Genomic DNA, 24321 nt, shown 5'->3' with positions numbered 1-24321 from the left:
GAGCAAGCGTTAGCAATTTTTAACTAATTTTAATTAAAGATACGTTAAGAAAAGTACTGTCTGAGCGATAGCGAGTTGTACTTTTTAGTATCTTTAATTAAAATTTGTTTAGAATTACTTAGCATAGCGAATTGCAATTGTAATAATATATACTTTTTCTTTTTATTTTATTTCTTTTTCTTAATATACCAATATACAGGAAGTCCAATTAAAGTTATTGCAAGTCCTATAAGTGCGTTTGAAGTATCAGTCATAAGCGTACTTACTAGAATATATATACCTCCGATAACTCCGATAAGTGGAACTATTGGGTAAAATGGTACTTTATAAGGTCTTTCTAAATCTTTATGTTTTGTTCTTAATATAAAGATACCAGCTACTGCCATTGTGAAGAAAATCCATAAAACAAAGACAACAAGATTAGTTAAGGTATCAAAAGAACCGCTAAATACATATAAGCAAGCAAGCCCTATCTCAAACATAAAAGCATTCAATGGAGTTTGATATTTTTCATTAACTTTTCCAAAGAATTTATCAAAAGGTAAAAGTTTATCCTGTGCCATGGCAAAAGGTATTCTAACTCCTGTCATTAGGTAACCATTTAATGCTCCAAAGATTGAAATTAATATACCAACAGTGATAAATAATGAACCAGATTTTCCAAATAAAATTGTTGCAGCATCAGAAGCTACTTTATTAGACTTTATAACATCTGTGATAGGAACTATGTTTATAATTGCTAAATTAAATAAAACATATACTGTCATAATAACGGTTACCCCTAAAATTATGGACTTTGGTATGTCCTTTTTAGGGTTTTTAAGTTCACCTGCTATATTACATACACCTACCCAGCCATCATAAGCCCAAAGTGTTCCAAGCATAGCTGCTCCAAACCCAGCCCCAGCTGCAGCAGTCCCTACTGGTAGAGAAAAACTGTGAGCTGTTCCTTTTATAAGGCCTAAAGCAATAATAATAAAAATTGGGATTAGTTTTGCAACAGTTGCAACGAACTGAATTTTACTAGCAAGTTTTGTTGATACAACGTTTGCAGTGGTGATAACAAATAGCATTAATATTGCAAATAGTTTTTGCTGCAATCCACTCATAGGTACAAAATTAGTAGCTTGAGTTGCCAGGACTATTGCTAAAGCAGCAGAAGCGCCAGGTACATAAATAACGGTTTGTACCCAACCAAATAAAAATGCCCATTTTTCTCCATAAAGTTCTTTAAGATATATAAAGATACCTCCAGTTTTGGGAATAGCTGTTGCTATTTCAGCTATAGTAAGACCAGAAGCCATAGTTATAATACCACCCGCTACCCATGCAAGTATTCCCATAGTTGGAGACCCTGCATTTCTAAAGACAATAGAAGGTTTAAAGAAAATTCCTGAACCTATAACCATACCTATAACTAGGGTAATGGCTTCTAGTAAGCCGATTTCTTTCTTTAGTGTTTTTGGTGAATTATTGATAGAACTTAGTTTGTCTGATGTTTCCAGAATAAATCATCCTCTCTTTTGTTAGTATTGGAGTAATGGAGAAATGGTATTAATTAAAGACTTTAGAAGATTATTAATAATTGCGTGTATAGGCTTTTCTTCATAAAAAGTCATTAAAATATATAAAAACAGGGAGTAAAAGGGCAACAAAAACACTGCCTTTTTACTCCCTGTCCTTTTATCTGAAAGTTTCCTTAGATAATCATCTAAGTTGCTCCGTTGATGCCACATTTAAGCAGTCTCTCCAGGGGTATGTCGAATTATTGTACAAGGCATTTTATAACATTAACTAGTCTGTATACTAGTCTGTTTTTTTAAGATGCCTAATACCTGAAAGTTTCAAAATAAACCATAAGCATAGATTTATTTCTTTCTTCTACGGTTATCCAATGTGGATATCTCCAATAATTGTCATCCAAAAATATTAATTTTATTAGTTCTTTATTATTTTAATAGGAAAATTAAATTTAGTCAACAAGAATCTTTTATACATATAATACTTTGAAAAGAAATTAATTACTTTATTGGATTTAAAGTTTAAATATGTAAAATAAGAATTATATTCTTTAAAACATACAACTCAAAATATCTTCTACTATGGCATTTGAAAAATAATCAGAGATATTAAAGCCTGAAAGTGCTGATTTAACTTCAGATTCTACATGATTTACACCTATAAGTTTAGCTTCTATGTCTGAGACATCAAGTTTGCTAAAGAAATCACCATATATGCTAATATCTTTTATTATTCCATGCTGTACTTGCATGTTGCATTCAATTGTACCAAATGAAAACTTTTTTTCATTTATGAAATTATATTTTGGAGAATGACCAAAATTCCATTCCCAAGTAGAATATTTTTCTGAGGCAAGCTTATTTATATTTTCTAAATCATATTCAGTAAATTCATATAAGGAGTCTGAACTGTTTTCTGTAATAATATAGCTCTTAATCAAAGCTTCAAATTCCAAAATAGATAGAGGCTCTTTTAAGTGGGAGCTTATGTTTGTTACCCTGCTTAATACGGATTTAATACTCTTGTCTTGGAATTTTAGTGGGTTAGCTTGTAATGCCTTTGATAAATCAGTAATATTTGATGAAAAAAGCAAGGTTCCGTGGTGAAGAACTCTGTTTTTGTAATTATATTGAGCATTTCCAGAAAATTTCTTGCCTTCAATAGTAAGATCATTTCTTCCGCTAAACTCTGCATTTATGTTAAGAGAAGTTAAGACATTTAAAATGGGCATGGTAAATTTCCTGAAATTATTAAAATTACCTTCACTATCATTTTTGATAAAGGTAAAATTTAAATTACCTAAGTCGTGAAAAACAGTGCCTCCACCAGATAATCTTCTTACTACAGGAATATTATTTGCCTTTATGTAGTCCATGTTAATTTCTGATAGAGTATTTTGGTTTTTTCCCACAACAATACAAGGCTGGTTTCGCCAGAGCATAAAGCAATCCTCTTTAAATTCCTTTAGTATATACTCTTCCACAGCCATATTAAAATAGGGATTAGTATTTGTGTTATTTATATAAATCATATCAGTTTCCCCCTTATCTTAAATTTGTTGAACATTATGAACTAATGTATATATTCAATTGAATTATATCAAATAAGTTATTATAATGAAATATATAAGATGATAAAAATCATTATAAAGAAAATTATATATTTCTAACCAATATATTGAAAACGTTTAATTAGTATAGTACAATTAAATTAATATACTATATCATACAATTATATATAGGCAGATGATAATATCGAGAGATATCTATTTAGGGATAGCCGAAGGAGAAATATAAGAAATAGTCATTTTCTTATAGAAGCTTTCAGGCAAACATATCGATATTTGATGAAACTCTGGAAAGTCCAATTATTGGCACCGTGCGAGCAATACTAGTAAAGTAGAAACTCTCAGGTAAACATACAGAGATACAATGACATGAGGGTATTTTTATGTCGTTGTATCTCTGTTTTTATATTTTGTTTAATATATTCTACAAAACAGAAGGGGGAAGGATGTTGGATAATTTAAAGAAAACGCCGTTATATAACACTTATAGTCAGTACGGTGGAAAAATAATTGAATTTGGGGGATGGGCAATGCCCGTACAATATGAGGGTATAATTACTGAGCATGAAGCTGTAAGGTGTAATGCTGGACTTTTTGATGTGTCACACATGGGTGAAGTAGATATTAGTGGAACAGAGGCCTTTGAATTTGTGCAGAATTTAGTTACAAATGATGTTGCGCTACTTAAAGACAATCAAATATTATATACATTTATGTGCTATACAAATGGAGGGATAGTTGATGATCTTTTAGTATATAAATTCTCAGATGACCATTTTTACCTTGTTATAAATGCAGGAAATATAGAGAAAGACTTTCAATGGATGCTAGATAATAAACAATTGTATAATGTGGAGATTACTAATATTTCTGGCTACGTGGCAGAACTTGCCATTCAAGGACCAAAGGCTCAAAAGATACTTCAAAAAATAACCGATACAGATTTAGATGAAATTAAGTTTTTTTATTGTAAAAGAGATGTGATTGTAGACGGCATAAAATGTCTTATTTCAAGAACCGGATATACCGGTGAGGATGGATTTGAAATATACACGTCTAAGGAAGAAATAGAAAAGTTATGGCATAAACTACTTAGCATAGGCGAGGAAGATGGACTTAAACCTGCAGGCCTGGGCTGCAGAGATACATTAAGATTTGAAGCTTGTTTGCCGCTGTATGGAAATGAAATATCTCAGGATATTACTCCACTTGAAGCAGGACTTGGTTTTTTTGTGAAGCTTCAAAAGCATAGTTTTATAGGTAAAGAAGCACTAGTTAAGCAAAAGGAAGAAGGCCTCAAAAGGAAATTAGTAGGCTTTGAGATGAAGGAAAGAGGAATTCCAAGACATGGATATGAGGTTCGAGTGCAAGGAGAAAAAATCGGGGTGGTAACAACTGGATATTTGTCACCTACATTAAAGAAAAATATAGGGCTTGCACTAATTGATGCTGAATATTGTGAGTTAGGCACAGAAATAGAAATCGTAATTAGGGATAAATCATTAAAAGCTGAAGTAATAAGTAAAAAATTCTATAAAAAGAATTATAATAAATAAATATTTAGGGGGATTGTAAATGAAAACATTAAAAGAATTATTTTATAGTAATGATCATGAATGGGTAAAAGTTGAAGGAAATAAGGCTTATGTGGGAATTTCTGATTTTGCACAACATTCACTTGGAGATATTGTATTTGTTGAGCTACCTGAGATAGATGCAGAATTTACAAGTGGGGAAGCTTTTGGGGTAATTGAATCTGTTAAGGCAGCTTCCGACATGATTATTCCACTTAGTGGAAAGGTAATAGATATAAATGATGCTATAGTAGATAATCCAGTATTAGTAAATGACGACTGTTATGAAAATTGGATGCTCCTTATAGAAATTAATAATATGGAAGAAATAAATGAACTTATGAACGAAGAGCAATATAGTGAATATTGCAGTAAGGAGAAATAATATGTTTCCATATATATCTAATACGTTGAAAGACGAAAAGGTAATGTTAAAATCCATCGGTATAGAGTCAGTGCAGGAACTGTTCTCAGATATACCTAAGGATGTTAAATTAAATAGAGAATTAAATATAAATCCATCTATGTCAGAGCTGGAAGTACAGAGGCACTTAAAAGCCATTTGGAGTAAAAATAAAAGCACCGAGGAGTTAGTTTGCTTTTTAGGAGCGGGAGTTTATGATCATTATATACCTTCTATAATAAAGCATTTAATTTCGAGATCTGAATTTTATACAGCATATACGCCTTATCAACCAGAGATAAGCCAAGGTACCCTTCAGGCTATTTTTGAATATCAAACCTTAATATGTGATTTAACAGGACTAGATGTTGCAAATGCATCTATGTATGATGGAGCTACTGCTTGCGCTGAAGGGGCTATTATGGCTGTTGAAAGCACAAAAAGAAAAACCATAATTGTATCAAAAACTGTGCACCCAGAAATAAGAAAAGTTCTTTATACCTATACAAAATTTAAAGATATTGAGCTAATAGAGGTAGAGGAAAGGGATGGAGTTACTGATACTATAAAATTAAAAGAGCTTGTAGACAGCAACGTGGCAGGAGTTATAGTTCAAAACCCTAATTTCTTTGGAATAATTGAAGATATGACTGAGGTTGAAAAGATTACTCATGATAACAAAGCGCTATTAATAATGAGTGTAGATCCTATATCTCTTGCTATATTAAAAACTCCAGGAGAAATAAAAGCAGATATTGTGGTAGGAGAAGGTCAATCTCTTGGAAACCAAATGAATTTTGGTGGACCTTATTTGGGATTCATGGCAACTACTACAAAACTTATGAGAAAAATACCTGGAAGAATTGTAGGCCAGACCGTTGATGTAGATGGAAAAAGAGCCTTTGTTTTAACACTTCAAGCTAGAGAACAACATATAAGGCGTGAAAAAGCAACTTCAAATATATGTTCAAATCAAGCACTAAATGCATTAACTGCTGCAATTTATCTTATAACTATGGGAAAACAGGGATTAAAAGAAGTAGCATATCAAAGTATGCAAAAGGCACATTATGCTTTTGATGAAATTATTAAACTAGAAAAATACAAGCCAGTATTTGATAAACCTTTCTTTAAGGAATTTGTGATTCAGGGACAGGAAAGTGCTAGTGTTATTAATGATAAATTATTAGAGAGTAATATACTTGGCGGATATGATATAGAGAAAAATTACCCAGATTATAAAAATGCTCTACTACTGTGTGTAACAGAAAAAAGAACAAAATCGGAAATTGATGGGCTAATAACTGCAATGGAGGGGATAAAATGAAAGAGTATAATAAATTAATATTTGAGATCTCAAAAGAGGGAAGACAAGGCTATAAATTACCTCCTTGTGATGTAGAGAGTACGGATATTAGAGAAATGATACCTGAACATTTACTAAGTAAAAAAGATGTAACCCTTCCGGAAGTAAGTGAAGTAGATGTTATAAGGCATTTTACTCTATTGTCTAATAAAAATTATGGCGTAGATACTGGGTTTTATCCATTAGGTTCTTGTACTATGAAGTATAACCCGAAAATTAATGAAGATATGGCGTCAATTCCTTCATTTACAGGAATTCACCCTTATCAAAATGAAAAAACCATTCAAGGATCCTTACAATTAATGTATGAACTTAGTGAGAAATTATCTGAAGTTTGTGGCATGGATGAGGTTTCACTTCAACCTGCAGCGGGTGCTCATGGTGAGCTTACAGGCCTTATGATTATAAAGGCTTTCCATGAAAATGCAGGAGATTTAAAAAGGAAAAAGATTATAGTACCAGATTCAGCTCATGGTACTAATCCAGCTAGTGCAAATGTTGCAGGCTTTGATATTGTTGAAATTAAATCTGATGAAAAAGGTAACGTAGATTTAGATAGTTTGAAATCAGTATTAAACGAAGAAATAGCAGGACTAATGCTCACGAATCCGAACACCTTGGGACTCTTTGATGAGAATATTAAAGAAATATCAAAACTAGTGCATGAAGCGGGCGGGCTTGTATATTATGATGGAGCAAATTTAAATGCCATTATGGGTATGGCAAGACCAGGAGATATGGGCTTTGATGTGGTTCATATGAACCTTCATAAAACATTTTCTACACCTCATGGCGGTGGTGGACCGGGAAGTGGACCAGTAGGAGTTAAAAGTGGACTTATACCATATTTACCTATGCCAATAGTAGAAAAAAACGGAGAAAACTTTACTCTTAATTACGATAAACCACTATCTATTGGAAAGATAAAGAGTTTTTACGGAAATTTTGGAGTTCTTGTTCGCGCATATACTTATATACTCTCAATGGGCGCTGAGGGACTAAAAAAGGCAAGTGAAATGGCCGTGCTTAATGCAAATTATATGAAAAGCAAACTGAAAGACTATTATTATTTACCAATTGATAAAGTCTGCAAGCATGAATTTGTTTTAGGTGGGTTAGAACAGGGACTAAGCGAAGTAACTACATTAGATATTGCTAAGAGACTTTTAGACTATGGATACCATCCACCTACAATATATTTCCCTCTAATTGTAGATAATGCAATTATGATAGAGCCTACGGAAACAGAAAGCCTCGAAACTATGGATGCTTTTATTGAAGCTATGATAAGTATTTCAAAGGAAGCAAAAGAAAATCCTGAGTTACTAAAGAGGGCTCCATATAATACTAGTGTTAGAAGGCTTGATGAAGTCAAGGCTGCTAGATATCCAGTTTTAAAATATACTAAAACAATCTAAGAAAAAATTCGGGATAGTTTATCTATCCCGAATTTTAACTATGAAAACAAAATTTACAGGGGGAGTAGTGATGGATAAAGATATAGTAATAATTGGTGGAGGGCCTGGGGGATATGTTGCGGCTATTAGAGCAGCGCAACTTGGTGCTAAGGTTTGCATTATAGAAAAGGCTGAGTTTGGTGGCACCTGCTTAAATAGAGGATGTATTCCTACAAAGGTGCTATATAGAAATGCTGAGATTCTAAATACTTTAAAAAATATTACAGAATTCGGAATAAAGGTTGATAGTTATAGTATTAGCGTAGAAGAAATTCAAAACAGAAAAGACAAAATAGTGAGCCAACTGGTAAGTGGGGTAGAACAATTATTAAAGGCCAATAATATAGATATAATTTTAGGAACAGCTTCACTAAAAGATAATAATACAGTTTCTATTTTACTTAAGGATGGAGAATTAAGAGAAATAACATCGAAAAATATAATTATAGCAACGGGGTCTGTGCCATCAATACCTAATATACCGGGTATAACTCTACCAGGAGTATTTACAAGTGAAAATATACTTGAATTTAAAGAAGTTCCTAATAATTTAGCCATCATAGGTGGTGGGGTTATAGGTATGGAATTTGCAGGGATATTTAATGCTTTAGGATCAAAGGTAACTATAATAGAGTTTTTGCCAAGTATTCTTGCCCAAGTGGATACTGATTTAACAAAGAGACTTAGTGTTTCACTTAAGAAAAAAGGTATGGATATTAATACTAATACAAGGGTAATTAGTATTGAAAAACATAATGAAGACCTAATTGTAACTGCAGAAGGAAAAAGTGGAAAAATTGTGTTTACGGCAGACAAGGTACTTGTGTCCGTTGGGCGAACACCTATGACTGAGGGACTCGATATTGAAAAATTAGGTATAATACTTAATAGAAATGCTATTGTGGTAGATGAAAATCATGAAACTAACATCCCACATATATATGCTATTGGCGATGTGAATGGAAAAAGCATGCTTGCTCATGTGGCATCACACCAAGGTAAAAAAGTAGCAGAAAAAATTATGGGCTATATTACTCCACATTCTAGTGAAATAATTCCAAGTTGCATTTTTGTATTTCCAGAGATTGCTTGCGTTGGTATAACAGAAAATGAAGCCAAAGAAAAAGGAATGGAGTATAAAACAAGTAAGTTTTTATTTGGCGCTAATGGCAAAGCGCTTGCACTAGGTGAAGGCGAAGGGCTGATAAAGGTTATAGCCTCACTTGATAATACAATTCTTGGAGTTCATATAATGGGCCCACATGCTTCAGATTTAATTCATGAAGGTGCTATGGCTATAAATAATAATATGAAGGTAGATGACATTACTAGTATGATACATGCGCATCCAACTTTGTCTGAAGCTTTCGAAGAAGCGGTATTAGGGTTAAAAGGTGAGGCTATTCATTCAGTACCCACTAAAAGAAGATAAAGGTCGTAAATGGTAATATTAACTTTATATTGAAAATTTGTAGATAAATTTGAAACGTTTTTTCTGGATGTGTCGTCTAGTATGTTAAGGAGTATAAAATTATATAGGAATATAATAGATTTTACATTGAGATTACAAAATTGGAGGTAATATTATGAATTTTACAAAAAAAACAATAGCCATATTAACTTTAGGGGTATTTATAACGGGAAATTCTATCCTAGCATCTGCAAATACCATGAGCGGACCCAAAAACGATACTAATTTAAAGATTCAAGCAATTAGTCAGAAAAATCCACAAATGAATTTTAACAGTACAGAAGGAATAGTTTCAGATGTGAAATCATCTGAAAGTAGATTTCAATTCACTTTTAAAAATGATAAATCAAATAATGAGATTAATGATAAGATTATACTAAATGTAAATAATGATACTGAGATAATAAGTTCAAATGACGGTAAAAAATTAAATATAAGTGACATTAAAGATGGAGTAAAAGTAAAGGCTTATTACGGACCAGCTGTCACTGCCAGCATTCCACCAATGAGCACTGCTAATATGATAATAGTAGAGCAAGGTGAGGATAAATGTGGATCATGCAATTATGGAATAATTACTGATGTTTCACTAATGAAAGAAAACAAAGAAACCACAAAAGATAAAACGGATAAAGGAAGAAAAGAAATCATGGCGCTTATGAATAATCAAATAGATACTAATCTTATGATAAGTGAAAAAACTAAAATTGTAGATAGTGAAACTGGTAAAGTGGTAAGCTATAAAGATATAAAAAAAGGGGTTAGAGTTATAGCTTATTATAATATTACCACTATGAGTATGCCACCTATAGCAACTCCCCAAAAAATTGTTATACTGTCTAATAAACAAGATAAAGAATTAAGTGCTACAGCTACTGGATTGATTAGTGATATCAATATTCTCGAAGGAAGCAAAAACGAGCTTATGATATCGGTTAAGGGAGAAAAATCTAAAGACAATATCTATGGTGACATAAACTTTATTATAAATTCTAAAACTGAAATTATAAGTGATAAGAGTGGTAATAAATTAACAATAGAGGCAATTAAAAACGATGCAAACGTGAAAGTTTACTATGATGGTATGCTTTCTAAAAGCCTACCACCAATAGGAGTTGCCAAAAAAATAGTTATTAGTGAAACAAAATATGAAATGGGGACAATTGGAACTGTAGATAATATTTATACATCAGAAGACAAAAAAGAGAGTAGAATTGAAATAAAAGGTGAAAGAATAGGGGAAAGTGGCTTTGATAATATTATTCTTAATATAAGTGAGAAAACTAAAATTGTAGATTTTAAAACAGGTGTGGAACTTAAAGCAATTGATATTAAGAAAGATTCTAAAGTTGCAGCATATTATGGTGGGATATTAACTAGAAGTCTACCACCAATCGGATTTGCAGAAAAAATTGTTTTAATAAAACAATAAGATACAAAGAAATATAGAAAGATTGGCAGTTTATCTGTCAATCTTTTTATATTTCTTTGTACCTGCTGATAGCAAGTGCAAATATGAGATAATTGAAATGAGTTGAGTTAACATCTCAAAATATAAAGATGAATTAATACTTGCCCTTGAACCCTCCCTCCACCTGCTTACGCTGAGGTGGGGGATTCTTTTTTATAAGGAAGTTTGCGTTATCTTTCGACCTAATAATTTAGGTAGCCTTATTCCTTTTGGCGTGTCCAAGTACGCCCTATACTGTAAGTATTTCTACTCTCAGCTTACATTTAAGCTATTTTTATTCTTACTGGGTTTAGGTATTCACAATTAGCTAAGTTAATATTTTTTATATTAGCTTTTCTCATTATATTAAGTGAACCATTAACATCAGCATTTAATATTATTCCTATGCTTGATTTATACTGTCCTCTAGTTGTTCTTTTTCCATTAAAGGTATGTACTTCTTTATCAAAACTATTGTAAACAGGAATATTGTCATTTACCAAAAAGTCAGCTTTTGATGTATAACTTTCTTCTTGCTCTATTAAATTAATATTATATCTTTGACATTGATAACTTAATTTTTCTCTTATATTACCTATTGGAATATTAACAAAATTTTGGTTGTTAATTTTTCCTAAATTGCACTTTTTCTGAAGCGTTGAATTATAACCTACTACAATAGTACCTATATTATTGTTTAAGCAATAATCAATAATAATCTTTACAGTTTTATTAAGATAATCATTAACTTTATTGTGTCTTTTATCCCATAGCTTTCTTTGAGCTTTAGTAGTCTTTTCAATCCTTTGCTTATCTTTAATTGATTGAAGTCTACTATTCTTTTTATTAGCCCATTGATTGATTGATTTAAGCTTTTTACCATCAAGTATAAAGGCTTTACCATTATTAGTCGTGCAAGTACATAAGTTATCTATGCCTAAATCAATAGCAAGTGCATTGTTTTTATCTAAATTTCCTTTGAACTCTGGAATTTCATATATCCATTGAATTTCAAAGAACCTTGCTTTATTTTTAGTAAGTATTCTAACTTCTTTAATTGCTTTACCCTTTAGATTTGTTGGTATCTTAATTTCAACTTTGCCATAAAGTCTTTTGAAAATAGGACTCATTGGTACTGAAAATATCTCTTTAGAAGTATTAAATTCACTAAAAATAAGATTAAAAAATCCATCTTTAGGTAAATATTTGGGTAATTTAATATCTTTGTATTGATATTCACCTTTTTGAGCCATTTTAATTAAGGCAAAAAAAGACTTAAAGTTTCTATCAACAACTTTCATAATTTGTTGAGCCGAATTACAATTAAGCATGGAATAATTCTCATTGGTCTTACAACTATGATAGTTATTTTCATAACTAAGAAACTTTTTTTCATTAAAATAGTATTGCCTAACATTATATAAAGCTACATTATACATATTTTTAGTTAAAAAACACAATTCTTTTAAAGCTTTATATTCATTAACTGTTAAATGTTTAAGTTGTTGTTTTTGAACACCAAATAATACTTTTTTAGTAGGTTTCTTAGGTATTTAAAATTCCTCCTTTATCAAATATTTGATATTACTATTATGTTACAAAAACAATAAAAATATAACTATTTATTTTATTATATTATGCAAATAAAATAAATAATCATACAGTTGGCTAACGCCAAGTGAAAATTCACCACCCACTTACTGAAGAGGGTGTACTCTTTTCACAAAATGATAGATATATATTCCTATTAAACATATAATATAAGATATAATAGCTTAAGTTAATGAGTTCTTAAAAATTATCTAAGCTATTTTAATACATACCACTTAAATAATGTATTAATTAGCTTAGCAGATATAAATTAATAATTATTAAGAAGCCTAGGTGAGTTAAAGGAGGAAGAAGAATGAGATTGTTGATTACAAACGATGATGGTATAAATGCAAAAGGGATATATGCACTAGCAAAAGCACTGGAAAAAAATCATGAAGTAATTATAGTAGCACCAGATAATGAAAGGAGTGCCTGCGGGCATTCAATAACTCTTTCAAGACCGCTTATTGTAAAAGAAGTTGTGCTAGAAGGCTTAGAATCAAAAGCTTTTAGTGTAGATGGGACACCAGCCGATTGTGTAAAAATCGCCATCAATAAACTTATTGATGGAAAAATAGATATGGTAGTATCAGGAATCAACAAAGGGTTAAATTTAGGTACGGATGTTTTATATTCTGGAACAGTTTCTGCAGCTATAGAAGCATCTATCTATAAAGTGCCATCTATGGCCATATCTATGCAGATTAATAAAGATGTTGAAAATTATGAAATGGCTGCAAAATATGCTGGAGAAATATTGCTTACGGCTAAGGCCAATAACATTAAGAATGACATTGTGTTAAATGTAAATGTTCCAATTCTAAAGGAGAATGAAATAAAAGGAATTAAAGTATGTAAAATTGGTAGTAGATTGTATAACAACTGCTATACCGGAATTGCTGGAGAAAATAATGAAACTCATTATGAAATTAAGGGTCAATTAAAAGATATTCATGAGGAGGATTCTGATACATTATATTTTAAAGAGGGCTATGTTACAGTAACACCACTTCATTATGATTTAACAAATTTTAAAATTTTAAATGATGTAAGTGAATGGTTTTAATTTTACTGTTGATAAAATGGGGACGGTTAACAATGATAAAATAGGGACGGTTAACAATGATTTATCATTTTAAAGGTACAAGTTTTCTATAAAAACTTGTACCTTTTGAATAATAAATTTATTTATTACTGCTTTAGTTAGATGATTTTTATTTTAAAAAATCAAAACGATAATATTTTCCTTAAGCTTGTCCTACTTTAAGAAATTAAGTATACATTTATAATATTCCATATTTTTTTATTATTACCACACCTTAATAAATGTATAACTACAGTAAATAATTTTAATTAAGGTTAATTAACTATGGTTAAATCAAATAATAAGCCTAATATTTAAATTCAAATTAATTAATACCTTACTAAGCATAACATTTAATAAATTCCTCAATAATATTTTCGAATTTTTTTTCAGTTAAAATTAATTCTATACCAAAAGAACTTAATTTTGATATTCTAGCCTGTGTAATGTTTCCAAGCACGCCGGATATTACACTGGACTTAAAATTTCCAAGGCTCCTCATTAGAACAATTGTTAATGCTTTTGCATGTACAAGCTTTCTACTGTACTTAATATTAAGAAGAATTTTTGATATATTCATTTTTGAGGTTATGAACTCTATTATATCTTCAAGAGTGAAATTTCTAAAAAGTATATTTCTTCCACTTCTATATTCGGTTTTTTCATCTTTAAATTCAATTTCTTCTTTTAATTTTTCGTCGTTGCATCCAAAAACAAGGCTATAGTAGTTTTTCCTTGCAGCGTTAAGGGAGTTACCAAAAAAGCCCAAGACAAATCCATAATCAACTATGTTGAAATGGTCACGTTTTTTACCAATATATATTCCTAAACTAGAAAAAGCATATTTTTCAGGACAATCTTTAAAACCACATATATCTGTAGGATTATTATGTATATATAATGATACTGTCTTCAAGTATTGGTCATTATCAATTATTATGCTCTTGAATCTATCTTTAAATAGATGTCCTTCTCTTTCATGTTTTTTATTAAAGTACATTGCATAAGAAAAATTTATGCCATGCATGACTTTTGATATATCTGCGCCATTAGCATCAACCAATAAATGTGCATGGTTATCCATAAGGCAGTACCCGTAAATTTTAACATTATAGAGCTTTTTATACTTCTTAACAAGTGATAAATACTTTTCCTTATCTTCAGAACTCCTGAATAAATCTACCTCGCTGATACTTTTGCACATAATATGAAATATAGCATCAGGCGCTTTTAATCTTTCTGTTCTTGCCATAAAAAATCACCTCTCCATTTAAACTTTTTCTTAAATCCTTGCCAATCTTTTAAGATGATATTCAAGTTCTTAAGCTAATAGTTCAAATAGTTGTTAACCGTCCCCAATTATTTAAGCCGATGATTTAAATAGTTGTTAACCGTCCCCAATTATTTAAGCCGATGATTTAAATAGTTGTTAACCGTCCCCAAAAAAAACCAAATAAAACTCAAAGGAATGTTGACAAGTGTTAATCAGTGGAATATAATATAACATATGAACAACAATTCATACGTTCATATGAATGGAGGGAAATTAGATGGTAAACAAAATAGAGTTTTGTAGTTGCACGACTATACATGAAGATGTGGTAGAAAAAGTTAGAAAATCAATACCACAAGAGGAAACACTATATAACCTCGCAGATCTTTTTAAAGTTTTTGGGGATAGTACAAGAATTAAAATTCTTTGCGTATTATTTCAAACTGAAATGTGTGTTTGTGATATAGCTGCGCTTGTTAATATGACCCAATCAGCTATTTCACATCAACTTCGTGTACTTAAGAATGCTAGACTTGTGAAGTATAGAAAAGAAGGTAAAGTTGTGTACTATTCCTTGGATGACGAACATGTTAAACAAATTTTCGACCAAGGACTTATACACATAAAAGAACTAAAATAATATTCTATAGTATCAAGAAAAATGCATAATGGAAAATGCATAATGGAAAATACATAAAAGTTGATAAGGGGGAAAAAATGGAGACTATAATAAAAAGAGAATTCATTTTAGAAGGTCTATGTTGTGCTAATTGTGCAAATAAAATTGAAGCTCATTGTAAAAAGATAGATGGCGTAGTAGATGCAAATGTTAATTTTATTAGTAAAAACTTAATTATCCAAATCCAAGGCGAAGATAAAATATTATCAATTATAGATGAAATAAAAAAAATAGTTAAGAGGATAGAACCTGATGTTGTGCTTATATCAAACAATGAAAAAACATTTAAACCTGAGGGAAAGTTACAAAATCAGGTCCGTGATGATGAGGAACAAGTAAAAAACAAAAATAAAATCATAGCATTTTCTGTAGGTATAATACTTTTCACCATAGCATTGGTTTTGAAATTAGATTATTGGGTCGAATTTTCATTATTCCTTATAAGCTATTTATTAATTGGTGGAGAAGTCCTTATAATTGCAATAAGAAATATATTAAGAGGCGAAGTTTTTGATGAAAATTTCTTAATGGCACTGGCTACAGTTGGAGCTTTTTCAATTGGACAATTTCCAGAAGGCGTTGGGGTTATGCTTTTTTATCAAGTAGGAGAGTTTTTCCAAGAAGCAGCTGTAAATAAATCAAGAAAGTCCATATCTGCACTTATGGATATTAGACCAGATTATGCAAATAAAAAATTTGGAGATAAAATTGTTAAGGTAGATCCAGAGCAAGTACACATAGGGGATATTGTAATTGTAAAGCCAGGAGAAAAAGTACCTTTAGATGGAATTATTATAGAAGGTAAGTCCTTAGTAGATACAGCTGCCTTAACTGGTGAATCAGTTCCTAGAGAAGTTGCAAGTGGGGATGAAATTTTAGCTGGTTGTATAAATAAAAATGGATTATTAACTATAGAAGTTGCGAAAGAATTTGGTGAATCAACTCTTTCCAAAATTCTAGATTTAGTGCAAAATGCTAGCAGTAAAAAAGCGCCAACTGAAAACTTTGTAACTAAATTTGCAAGATATTACACGCCAATCGTAGTTGTAAGTGCGACTGTACTTGCAATAATTCCACCTCTTTTAATACCTGGAGCTACTTTTTCTATGTGGGTATATAGAGCATTGGTATTTTTAGTAGTATCTTGTCCTTGTGCACTAGTGATATCTATTCCACTTGGATTTTTTGGAGGAATAGGCGGGGCATCTAAAAATGGTATTTTGGTCAAAGGTGGAAATTACTTGGAGGCATTAAATAGTGTTGAAGTAGTGGTTTTTGATAAGACGGGAACACTAACTAAAGGAGTATTTGTGGTTACAGAAATACATGCGGAAGGTGAAATAAGCAGTGAAGAATTATTGGAGTATGCGGCCAGCGCAGAAAGCTATTCAAATCATCCTATTGCAATTTCTATATTAAAAGCTTATGGCAAAGATGTATGCAAGGAAGATATTAAAGATGTGGAAGAAATAGCTGGAAAAGGTCTTAAAGCTGGGGTAAAAGGAAAATGTGTGCTAGCTGGTAATTCGAAGTTAATGGATAGTGAGAAAATTTCCTATAGTAAAGTTGAAAATGTAGGAACCATAATATATGTAGCTATAGACAAGAAATATGCAGGTAGCATTATAATTTCTGATGAGATAAAAGAAGACTCTATTCGTGCCATAGCTAGTTTGAAATCTATGGGCGTTAAGAAAATAGTAATGCTTACAGGTGACAATAAAGATATAGCAGAAAGTATTGGAAGAATATTAGGTGTAGATGAAGTTTACTCAGAATTACTTCCACATGAGAAGGTTGAGAAGCTGGAAATACTGCAAAATAAAAAGTCACCTAAAGGAAAGATAGTATTTGTAGGTGATGGCATTAATGATGCTCCAGTGCTTGCAAGAGCAGATGTGGGGATAGCCATGGGTGGAGTAGGTTCTGATGCTGCCATAGAAGCTGCAGACATAGTGATAATGACTGATGAACCTTCGAAAATCGCTGAAGCTATTATGATTGCTAAAAGAACAAAGAGGATTGTTATGCAAAATATTATATTTGCACTAAGTGTAAAAATAGCAATTTTAGTATTGGCGGTTTTCGGAATTTCGACCATGTGGGAAGCTGTTTTTGGAGATGTAGGGGTTGCCCTAATTGCGGTGTTAAATTCTATGAGAGCAATGAAGGTTTAAAGACATTTCAGCATACTAGGTGATAATCTAAAGCTAAAAATATAAAAAAGGATAACAAGAACTAAAATTCTTGTTATCCTTTTTATATGTTCCTAAGTTCTACTTTATTAATGTAGTTTATAATGCTTTTTTCATATAACCACTATTTTCCATAAGCAATTTTTCTGCTGCATCTTTATTTAATTTTGATTTTATCATTAGTATTGAAAGTTTAACATCAAAAATTGTTTGGACTAATATCTTATCAGCATGAGCTTCATCAACATTTGTTGCAAGCATTACTATGAACTATATAATTGAATTAATAAAAATTTACTCAAATAGGTTGTAAAAAAAACAGATCTGAAATACAATTGGTATATACAACATGACAACATAACATTATAGTAGCATATGACTATGATTATGAATACAAAAAGTTATTCCTAATTGAGGAGGGGAAATTTTGAAAAAAGTTTCAAAAGACAATCCTATACCACTTCATTATCAGATAAAAGAAATACTACAAGAAATGATAGAAAATGAAGATTTAAAGCCAGGACAATCTATTCCAACAGAAAGAGAACTTTGCGAAATCCAAGGAGTTAGCAGAATGACAGTAAACAAGGCTATTATGTCCTTAGTAAATGAGGGTTTAGTTTATAGAGAACAGGGAAAAGGAACTTTTGTGTCTAAACCAAAGGTTAATCGTGAAATATCACAACTTCAAAGTTTTACTGAGCAAATGCAAGAAAATGGTGTAGTATCAAAAACTAAAATATTATCATTTAAGCTTATAGAAGCAACAAAGAAACATAGACTTGAACTGAAAATGCCTGAAGATGAAAATAAAATCATTGAAATTAAAAGACTGAGATTTAGTGATGAGCAACCAGTTGCAATCGAAACAGCATGGCTTCCATATTATTTATTTAATGGAATGACTAGAGATATCATTGAAAATAAATCATTATATGAGATATTTCGTGAAAAGTATGGGTATCACCCTGATAAAGCAAAGCAAACCATTGAACCAACAATGCTAAATGAATATGAAAGTAAACTGCTACATCAAGAAAACTCTGCTTTAGCATTAATATTTAGACGAACCACTTATTTAGAAAATGAAACGCCTATTGAGTATACCAAGGCTATATATAGAAGTGATAAGTATAAATATCAAATAATCTTAAAATAAGAGAAAAATAATCAGTATTATTATCTACTCAAAGAGTCATAGATTTAAATAAGGAGGTTTTTTATGCAAAAGGGTAAAGAAGATGAATTAAATTTAGATGCAATGAGTACCTTTGAAATTCTTAAAAAGGTAAATGATGAGGACAAAAAGATAGCAATAGCTATTGAAAAAGAGCTTAGTAACATAGAAAAAGCAGTAGAATTGATCATTGAAAGTTTTGAAGAAGGTGGGAGACTTTTTTATATTGGTAGTGGCACCAGTGGAAAATTAGGAGTAATGGATGCTTCAGAATGTCCTCCCACATTTGGAGTGGATGATTCTATGGTTCAAGGAATTATTTCTGGCGGAGTGGAAGCCTTAAGCGGATGGCTTGAACATACAGAGGATGAACCAGAATTGGCTGTTGATGATTTAAAAGTGGTAAATATAAATAAAAAAGATGTTTTAGTAGGTATAACGGCTAGTGGAAATACACCTTATGTTGTATCTGCTATTGAATATGCGAAATCAATTGGTTGTAAAACTATAGCGCTTATGTGTAACTCAAAGGGTAATATTAAAGACATTTGTGAAGTTACTATAGCTATAGAGGTTGGATCAGAAGTAATACTAGGGTCCACTAGAATGAAAGCTGGAACTGCACAAAAGATGGTTTTAAATATGTTAAGCACTGTAGCTATGATTAAACTAGGCAAAACTTATTCTAATTTAATGGTTAATGTACGACCTATTAATAAAAAACTACAAGAGCGGGTACGTGAAATAGTGAAAATTGCCACAGGTGTGGATGACACCACAGTAAATGAAACTTTAGAAATCTGCGAATATGATCCTAAAGTGTGCATTGTTAAAATCAAGAGCGACGTGACTCTTGAAAAAGCAAAAGAAGCCTTAGATAAGTGCAAGGGAAATGTAGCGAAGGCATTAGCAATATTATAGTAATTAGATACATAAAAATAAATAACAAGCATATTAATTTCAAATAAAATATATGATGAGGTGATGAAAATTAAGGCTATAGTTAATGGAAGACTTATTATGAAAGATAGAATAATGCATGATAGTGTAATAATTTTCGAAAAACAAATTACAAATATTATAACTGAGGAAGAATTCCTACAGTATAAAAAAGAGTATAAAGAAGAATATAAGGAAGATATACAAGTGATAGATGCTATGGGTAAATATGTTTCACCTGGCTTTATTGATATTCATATTCATGGCTCAGGAGGCTATGACACTATGGATGCAAGCTCGGAAGCCTTAAGAGTTATAAGTACAACAATAGCCGCAAATGGAGTAACAGCATATCTACCTACAACAATGACTATGGATCGTGATAGTATATATAATGCTTTAGATGCTATAAGAGAAGCAATGTCAAAGGGCAATGAGGGAGCAAAGATTTTAGGGGCACATATGGAGGGGCCATTCATAAATGAAAAGCACAAAGGGGCTCAGAAGTCAGACAATATTATAGAACCAAATTATGATGTTATAGTGGATTATTTAGATATTATTAAAATTATAACTCTGGCACCAGAAAAAGATGAAAACCATAATTTTATGAAAAAGGTAAAAAGTAATTCTGAAATCACCTTGTCAATAGGCCATTCAGATGCAAGCTACGAAGAGACACTTAAGGCTATTGAGCATGGAATAACCCATGCAACTCATACATTCAACGCTATGACTCCCTTGAATCATAGAAAACCAGGTATTGTAGGTGCAATTTTTACAAGTGATATAACCTGTGAATTAATAGCAGACATGATACATATTCATCCAGCAATTTTTAATATACTTATAAATGCAAAGCAAAAGGATAAAATTGTACTTATAACAGATTCTATGAGAGCTGGCTGTATGAAGTGTGGTATATATGATCTTGGCGGACAGAAGGTAATAGTTGAAAATGGAGCCGCAAAACTTGAAGATGGTACTTTGGCAGGAAGTGTTTTAACCTTAAATAAGGGTGTAAAAAATATGCTGAATCACAGTGATTTAGAAATCTATGAGGCAGTAGCCATGGCATCGAATGTTCCAGCAAAGGTTATTCATATGGATAATAAAAAAGGGAGTTTAGAGGTAGGACTTGACGCGGATATAGTTATTTTTGATGAAGAAATAGATGTATTTTTAACAATAGTTGAAGGGGAAATAGTGTTCCAAACTCAAAAGTAAAATGTTGAGTATTATTATGAGGCGGTGCAAATATGAGAATAATAGTAGTAGATAATTATGAAGAAATGAGTAAAAAAGCTGCAATGATGGTTGCAAGTCAAGTAATGTTAAAGCCGGATAGTGTATTAGGCCTGGCTACTGGGGACACTCCACTTGGAATGTATAAGGAATTAATCCAATTGTATAGCAAAAATGAAGTGGATTTTAAAGAGGTTACGACCTTTAACTTGGACGAATATTATGGACTTAATAGAGAAAATACTGAAAGTTATTATAGTTATATGATTGATAATTTATTTAAGCATATAAATATAAACATGGAAAATATTAATGTGCCCAATGGTATGGCAGAGAATGTTGATGCTGTATGCTCGGACTATGAGGATAAAATAAAAGAAGCTAATGGCATTGATATGCAAGTGCTTGGTATAGGTGGAAATGGGCACATTGGATTCAATGAACCAGATGTAAATTTTGAGGCGCAAACACATTTAGTTAATCTTGATGAACAGACTATAGAAGCTAATTCTAGGTTTTTTGACTCAATAGAGGATGTACCAGTAAAAGCCATAAGTATGGGAATAAAGACAATAATGAACTCCAAGAAAATCATTTTGCTTGCCAATGGAATAAGCAAGGCTGAAGCAATAGAAAGAGCTCTTAAAGGGAAAATAAGCCCTAAGGTACCGGCTTCTATTCTTCAACTACATAATGATGTAACAATTATTTTAGATAAGGAAGCTGCTAGCCTTTTATAAAACAAAACACCTATACTAGATAATGAACTAGTATAGGTGTTTTGCTTATTTCCATGGGTGATTTATGTTGCTATTAATTTAAATTCTTTATTTTCGTTATTATCATATAATAAATTAAAACAATAAGTTATTATATCACTTCTTTTAATTATTCCTATAAAGATATTATTATCATCTACAACAGGAACAAAGTTTTGATCCTTTGCGAGTGAGATTAAACTCTCTATGTCTGAATTAATTAATACTGCTGTGTTAGTGATATGCCTTGGGATATCACTAATTAAAATTTTACTTGTATCATTAAAACTTAAATTTGGAGTATTCTTTAGTTTCCATAATAAATCACCCTCTGTTAAAGTACCTACATAATTACCTTTTTCATTGACTAAGGGAACAGCAGCATACCTATGGTATTCCATTCGTTCTAATGCTTGCCTCATTGTTGAACTTGGTTTTTCATAAACAACTTGATTTTTAGGCGTAAGAAAAAAAGCTATGTTCATATTTTACCCATCCTTTAAAAAAAATTATTTTACCAGTTATCTTACAATCTCATTATATCATGTTTTTTTTATTTAGCGATGTATAATCTATTAAAATTGAGACCAGTTAATAAATGATATGTAAAGTGTTTATAAAAGATTTATAACCACTTAATATTAATGGATTTAATAATGGACTTTACATGAATTTTAGGCTAAAATACTAAAATAACACATTAAATAGTAATTATGCATTAACAATAAGGTATAATGGTAATAAGTAAATAGAGTAATGCTATTTTAATATAAGTATACAAATATAAAAATGAGGATGGAGGGTGGTGGATTTGTTTTTTAAAGATAAAAAAAATAGTAGTACAATACCTACAAAACATCCCGATAAAGCAATTGTGAGAAGAGCAACCTTTAGAATATTAAGTACAGTAATTATATATAATATAGAAGAAGATTACTATGATACATTAGCTACTTGTTCTAATGAAAATAATGTAATAGAAACAATAAGTATAGAAGAATTTGAGATACATGAAAATGTTATAGAACTTAAAGGTGCATATATTGACTACGAAGAGTATAAAGATGGTTTAGAAGTAAACTGTACTGGGACAATATATTATTTGTAATTTTATGGAGGTTAGTATGAAAAAAATTTCAGCATATTCACGAAAAATATGGACAATCAAAGGATTAATTGCAACAGGCATATTTTTAGCAATTGCTGTAACATTAAATATATGTTTAGAATTCAATATTCTATGGAAATATGTAATAACTTTTAGTATGTATGGATTAACACTAATAATATTAATAAATTCAATATTTATGACAAAATATAAATATGAAAAATATAGATATGAAATGGACGCTGAAAAAATTATTTTAAGATATGGAATATTTAATGAAAAAAATGTAGTTATTCCTATGAAAAAAGTTAAGTACGCAGATATGAAGCAAGGAAAGATATTAAAAAAGTATAAGCTTATAAATTTAACTGTGCATACTTCTGGAGGATATTATATAATTCCTTATTTGGAAAGTGAAGTAGGAAAGAAAGCTCAGCTCAGCATTGAAAAAATTGTTCAGGAGAGAGGTATATGAGAGAATTAAAAAATAAACACGAAAATAAAAATGAATTTCAATTAGAAGGGTGCACAAAAGAATTTACTTCATCTTTAAAAGACTTAGTTATGATGGCAACAATTTCTAGTATAATCTTCCTTGGATTATCTATAGTAGTAGCTTTTAACTTTAATATGGGAGATATAATAATTTTTAGTATGTTACTTATTTCATGGTTATTATGTACTATTGTAACTATAATAAAATATTATAATTTTAAAGTTATAAGAGAGGTGGACAATATAAAACTAACCTATGGGTTATTCCACAAAAAGGAAATAATTATTCCTGTTAAAGGAATTCAAAGTTTAGTAATAGTGGAGGGTGTTATTAAAAAACCACTAGGTTATTTTTCATTAAAGGTGGAAACTATGGATAGTGGAAATGGTAAGGGTGAGTGCAGAATGATTTGCCCTATAGCCAAAAGTAAAGTGCTTAATAAGTTTTTTGAGGATATTTTGCCTGAAATGAATATAACTTATGAATTAAGGAATTCCTCCCCAAAAGCATTAAATGGATTTCTATTATTTAGATTAGTACAAGAGGTTATGATAATAGGGCTAATAGCCATGTTTCTTCCTTATGGATACTGTATTTTTATAATAATACCTATTTTATTACTTTGGCACAATATAAGATTTAATGATAATGGTATGTATTATGGTAATGATTTTGTGGTTATGCGGTTTAGGAAATTAGATAGAAAAACAGTTATAATCCATAAGGAGTGTATTCAGTCTTTTGAAAAGCAGCAAAACATTTTCCAAAAGAAAAAAGCTATTGCAAGATATAAAGTAACTATAGCTGGAAATAGTTTAGGTAAATCCTATGCGGTTGGATATATGAGTGAAAATAATCATAAATCATATTCCTCGAGGGCGGTAGTTAATTTATAATTATGTGTTTATTGAAATGCTGGTACAAAAATAGACTAGCATATGGACTATTATTTTTTTAAAGATGTC

The 24321-nt window shown here is 30.8% G+C and carries 22 protein-coding genes and 2 riboswitches; of the genes, 16 read left to right on the top strand and 6 right to left on the bottom strand.

The features are described 5' to 3' along the window. Nucleotides 1-167: 167 nt before the first annotated feature. Nucleotides 168-1505 (bottom strand): amino acid permease, encoded by a 1338-nt coding sequence (locus tag G9F72_RS21085; protein ID WP_164957790.1) that lies wholly within the window; start codon nucleotides 1503-1505, stop codon nucleotides 168-170. Between the two features lie 160 nt (nucleotides 1506-1665). Further along, nucleotides 1666-1763: riboswitch (glycine riboswitch) on the bottom strand. Between the two features lie 308 nt (nucleotides 1764-2071). Next, nucleotides 2072-3052 (bottom strand): lipoate--protein ligase, encoded by a 981-nt coding sequence (locus tag G9F72_RS21080; protein ID WP_164957619.1) that lies wholly within the window; start codon nucleotides 3050-3052, stop codon nucleotides 2072-2074. A gap of 214 nt (nucleotides 3053-3266) precedes the next feature. Further along, a riboswitch (glycine riboswitch) is annotated at nucleotides 3267-3370 on the top strand. 167 nt (nucleotides 3371-3537) lie between these two features. Between G9F72_RS21080 and gcvT the strand changes: the two genes are divergently transcribed. From gcvT to G9F72_RS21050, 6 genes are all read left to right on the top strand, one after another. Then, nucleotides 3538-4644, top strand: coding sequence for a glycine cleavage system aminomethyltransferase GcvT (gcvT, locus tag G9F72_RS21075; RefSeq protein WP_202054862.1), 1107 nt, complete (start codon nucleotides 3538-3540; stop codon nucleotides 4642-4644). 19 nt (nucleotides 4645-4663) lie between these two features. Further along, the gene (gene gcvH / locus G9F72_RS21070; protein ID WP_164957621.1) at nucleotides 4664-5047 is read left to right on the top strand and encodes a glycine cleavage system protein GcvH; all 384 of its coding nucleotides are present in this window, start codon (nucleotides 4664-4666) and stop codon (nucleotides 5045-5047) included. A 1-nt stretch (nucleotide 5048) separates the two neighbouring features. Further along, the gene (gcvPA, locus tag G9F72_RS21065) at nucleotides 5049-6392 is read left to right on the top strand and encodes an aminomethyl-transferring glycine dehydrogenase subunit GcvPA (RefSeq protein ID WP_164957622.1); all 1344 of its coding nucleotides are present in this window, start codon (nucleotides 5049-5051) and stop codon (nucleotides 6390-6392) included. Next, the gene (gene gcvPB, locus G9F72_RS21060) at nucleotides 6389-7849 is read left to right on the top strand and encodes an aminomethyl-transferring glycine dehydrogenase subunit GcvPB (protein ID WP_164957623.1); all 1461 of its coding nucleotides are present in this window, start codon (nucleotides 6389-6391) and stop codon (nucleotides 7847-7849) included. The genes gcvPA and gcvPB overlap by 4 nt, the downstream gene beginning before the upstream one ends. Nucleotides 7850-7919: 70 nt before the next feature. Then, nucleotides 7920-9320 (top strand): dihydrolipoyl dehydrogenase, encoded by a 1401-nt coding sequence (lpdA, locus tag G9F72_RS21055; RefSeq protein ID WP_164957624.1) that lies wholly within the window; start codon nucleotides 7920-7922, stop codon nucleotides 9318-9320. Nucleotides 9321-9474: 154 nt separating this feature from the next. Continuing rightward, nucleotides 9475-10791: a hypothetical protein gene (locus G9F72_RS21050; RefSeq protein WP_164957625.1), complete on the top strand. Its 1317-nt coding sequence runs from the start codon at nucleotides 9475-9477 to the stop codon at nucleotides 10789-10791. Between the two features lie 302 nt (nucleotides 10792-11093). Here G9F72_RS21050 and G9F72_RS21045 read toward each other — a convergent pair whose 3' ends face one another. Next, nucleotides 11094-12362 carry an RNA-guided endonuclease InsQ/TnpB family protein gene (locus tag G9F72_RS21045; RefSeq protein ID WP_164957791.1) on the bottom strand — a complete coding sequence of 423 codons (1269 nt, stop codon included), beginning with the start codon at nucleotides 12360-12362 and terminating at the stop codon, nucleotides 11094-11096. A 353-nt stretch (nucleotides 12363-12715) separates the two neighbouring features. Between G9F72_RS21045 and surE the strand changes: the two genes are divergently transcribed. Continuing rightward, nucleotides 12716-13468, top strand: a complete 753-nt coding sequence (surE, locus tag G9F72_RS21040) for a 5'/3'-nucleotidase SurE (protein WP_164957626.1) — start codon at nucleotides 12716-12718, stop codon at nucleotides 13466-13468. Nucleotides 13469-13826: 358 nt separating this feature from the next. Here the strand turns inward: surE and G9F72_RS21035 are convergent, their stop codons facing one another. Beyond that, nucleotides 13827-14738, bottom strand: coding sequence for a transposase (locus G9F72_RS21035; protein WP_164957627.1), 912 nt, complete (start codon nucleotides 14736-14738; stop codon nucleotides 13827-13829). A gap of 298 nt (nucleotides 14739-15036) precedes the next feature. Here G9F72_RS21035 and G9F72_RS21030 point away from each other — a divergent pair, with 298 nt between their 5' ends. Both G9F72_RS21030 and G9F72_RS21025 read left to right on the top strand, forming a co-directional pair. After that, the gene (locus G9F72_RS21030; protein ID WP_164957628.1) at nucleotides 15037-15399 is read left to right on the top strand and encodes an ArsR/SmtB family transcription factor; all 363 of its coding nucleotides are present in this window, start codon (nucleotides 15037-15039) and stop codon (nucleotides 15397-15399) included. Nucleotides 15400-15476: 77 nt separating this feature from the next. Further along, a complete protein-coding gene (locus G9F72_RS21025; RefSeq protein WP_318010962.1) occupies nucleotides 15477-17615 on the top strand; it encodes a heavy metal translocating P-type ATPase in 2139 nt (712 codons plus the stop codon). Nucleotides 17616-17732: 117 nt separating this feature from the next. Here G9F72_RS21025 and G9F72_RS21020 read toward each other — a convergent pair whose 3' ends face one another. Continuing rightward, nucleotides 17733-17894 (bottom strand): hypothetical protein, encoded by a 162-nt coding sequence (locus G9F72_RS21020; protein ID WP_164957630.1) that lies wholly within the window; start codon nucleotides 17892-17894, stop codon nucleotides 17733-17735. 163 nt (nucleotides 17895-18057) lie between these two features. On the opposite strand from G9F72_RS21020, the gene G9F72_RS21015 reads away from it, so the two are divergent. The 4 genes from G9F72_RS21015 (at nucleotide 18058) to nagB (ending at nucleotide 21734) form a co-directional block, all read left to right on the top strand. Further along, on the top strand, nucleotides 18058-18792 hold the full coding sequence (locus tag G9F72_RS21015; RefSeq protein WP_187356070.1) for a GntR family transcriptional regulator: 735 nt from the start codon (nucleotides 18058-18060) through the stop codon (nucleotides 18790-18792). Nucleotides 18793-18855: 63 nt separating this feature from the next. Next, a complete protein-coding gene (gene murQ, locus G9F72_RS21010) occupies nucleotides 18856-19731 on the top strand; it encodes an N-acetylmuramic acid 6-phosphate etherase (protein ID WP_164957632.1) in 876 nt (291 codons plus the stop codon). A 69-nt stretch (nucleotides 19732-19800) separates the two neighbouring features. Then, nucleotides 19801-20976, top strand: coding sequence for an N-acetylglucosamine-6-phosphate deacetylase (nagA, locus tag G9F72_RS21005; protein ID WP_164957792.1), 1176 nt, complete (start codon nucleotides 19801-19803; stop codon nucleotides 20974-20976). A gap of 32 nt (nucleotides 20977-21008) precedes the next feature. Continuing rightward, a complete protein-coding gene (gene nagB / locus G9F72_RS21000) occupies nucleotides 21009-21734 on the top strand; it encodes a glucosamine-6-phosphate deaminase (RefSeq protein WP_164957633.1) in 726 nt (241 codons plus the stop codon). A 62-nt stretch (nucleotides 21735-21796) separates the two neighbouring features. On the opposite strand, the gene G9F72_RS20995 is transcribed toward nagB, so the two are convergent. Continuing rightward, entirely contained in the window at nucleotides 21797-22237 is a 441-nt protein-coding gene (locus G9F72_RS20995; RefSeq protein WP_164957634.1) for a CBS domain-containing protein, read from the bottom strand. A 326-nt stretch (nucleotides 22238-22563) separates the two neighbouring features. Here G9F72_RS20995 and G9F72_RS20990 point away from each other — a divergent pair, with 326 nt between their 5' ends. The 3 genes from G9F72_RS20990 to G9F72_RS20980 are packed head-to-tail and all read left to right on the top strand — an operon-like array spanning nucleotide 22564 to nucleotide 24252. Beyond that, nucleotides 22564-22860, top strand: a complete 297-nt coding sequence (locus G9F72_RS20990) for a hypothetical protein (RefSeq protein WP_164957635.1) — start codon at nucleotides 22564-22566, stop codon at nucleotides 22858-22860. A 16-nt stretch (nucleotides 22861-22876) separates the two neighbouring features. Beyond that, a complete protein-coding gene (locus tag G9F72_RS20985) occupies nucleotides 22877-23335 on the top strand; it encodes a PH domain-containing protein (protein WP_164957636.1) in 459 nt (152 codons plus the stop codon). Further along, nucleotides 23332-24252 (top strand): PH domain-containing protein, encoded by a 921-nt coding sequence (locus tag G9F72_RS20980; protein WP_164957637.1) that lies wholly within the window; start codon nucleotides 23332-23334, stop codon nucleotides 24250-24252. The genes G9F72_RS20985 and G9F72_RS20980 overlap by 4 nt, the downstream gene beginning before the upstream one ends. The last annotated feature ends 69 nt before the right edge of the window (nucleotides 24253-24321 follow it).

It is taken from the genome of Clostridium estertheticum (assembly GCF_011065935.2).
Taxonomy (GTDB): domain Bacteria; phylum Bacillota; class Clostridia; order Clostridiales; family Clostridiaceae; genus Clostridium_AD; species Clostridium_AD estertheticum_A.
The sequence above is the reverse complement of the archived record's forward strand: the minus strand, read 5'-3'. Positions and strand labels throughout refer to the sequence as shown.

Excerpts from the sequence above, each read along its gene's own strand:
- G9F72_RS21050 (WP_164957625.1), top strand. The coding sequence starts at position 9,475 with ATGAATTTTACAAAAAAAACAATAGCCATATTAACTTTAGGGGTATTT.
- G9F72_RS20980 (WP_164957637.1), top strand. The coding sequence starts at position 23,332 with ATGAGAGAATTAAAAAATAAACACGAAAATAAAAATGAATTTCAATTA.
- G9F72_RS21020 (WP_164957630.1), bottom strand. The coding sequence starts at position 17,894 with ATGCTTGCAACAAATGTTGATGAAGCTCATGCTGATAAGATATTAGTC.
- lpdA (WP_164957624.1), top strand. The coding sequence starts at position 7,920 with ATGGATAAAGATATAGTAATAATTGGTGGAGGGCCTGGGGGATATGTT.
- gcvPB (WP_164957623.1), top strand. The coding sequence starts at position 6,389 with ATGAAAGAGTATAATAAATTAATATTTGAGATCTCAAAAGAGGGAAGA.
- surE (WP_164957626.1), top strand. The coding sequence starts at position 12,716 with ATGAGATTGTTGATTACAAACGATGATGGTATAAATGCAAAAGGGATA.
- gcvH (WP_164957621.1), top strand. The coding sequence starts at position 4,664 with ATGAAAACATTAAAAGAATTATTTTATAGTAATGATCATGAATGGGTA.
- G9F72_RS20985 (WP_164957636.1), top strand. The coding sequence starts at position 22,877 with ATGAAAAAAATTTCAGCATATTCACGAAAAATATGGACAATCAAAGGA.
- G9F72_RS21030 (WP_164957628.1), top strand. The coding sequence starts at position 15,037 with ATGGTAAACAAAATAGAGTTTTGTAGTTGCACGACTATACATGAAGAT.
- G9F72_RS21035 (WP_164957627.1), bottom strand. The coding sequence starts at position 14,738 with ATGGCAAGAACAGAAAGATTAAAAGCGCCTGATGCTATATTTCATATT.
- gcvPA (WP_164957622.1), top strand. The coding sequence starts at position 5,049 with ATGTTTCCATATATATCTAATACGTTGAAAGACGAAAAGGTAATGTTA.
- nagB (WP_164957633.1), top strand. The coding sequence starts at position 21,009 with ATGAGAATAATAGTAGTAGATAATTATGAAGAAATGAGTAAAAAAGCT.
- G9F72_RS21080 (WP_164957619.1), bottom strand. The coding sequence starts at position 3,052 with ATGATTTATATAAATAACACAAATACTAATCCCTATTTTAATATGGCT.
- G9F72_RS21025 (WP_318010962.1), top strand. The coding sequence starts at position 15,477 with ATGGAGACTATAATAAAAAGAGAATTCATTTTAGAAGGTCTATGTTGT.
- murQ (WP_164957632.1), top strand. The coding sequence starts at position 18,856 with ATGCAAAAGGGTAAAGAAGATGAATTAAATTTAGATGCAATGAGTACC.
- G9F72_RS20995 (WP_164957634.1), bottom strand. The coding sequence starts at position 22,237 with ATGAACATAGCTTTTTTTCTTACGCCTAAAAATCAAGTTGTTTATGAA.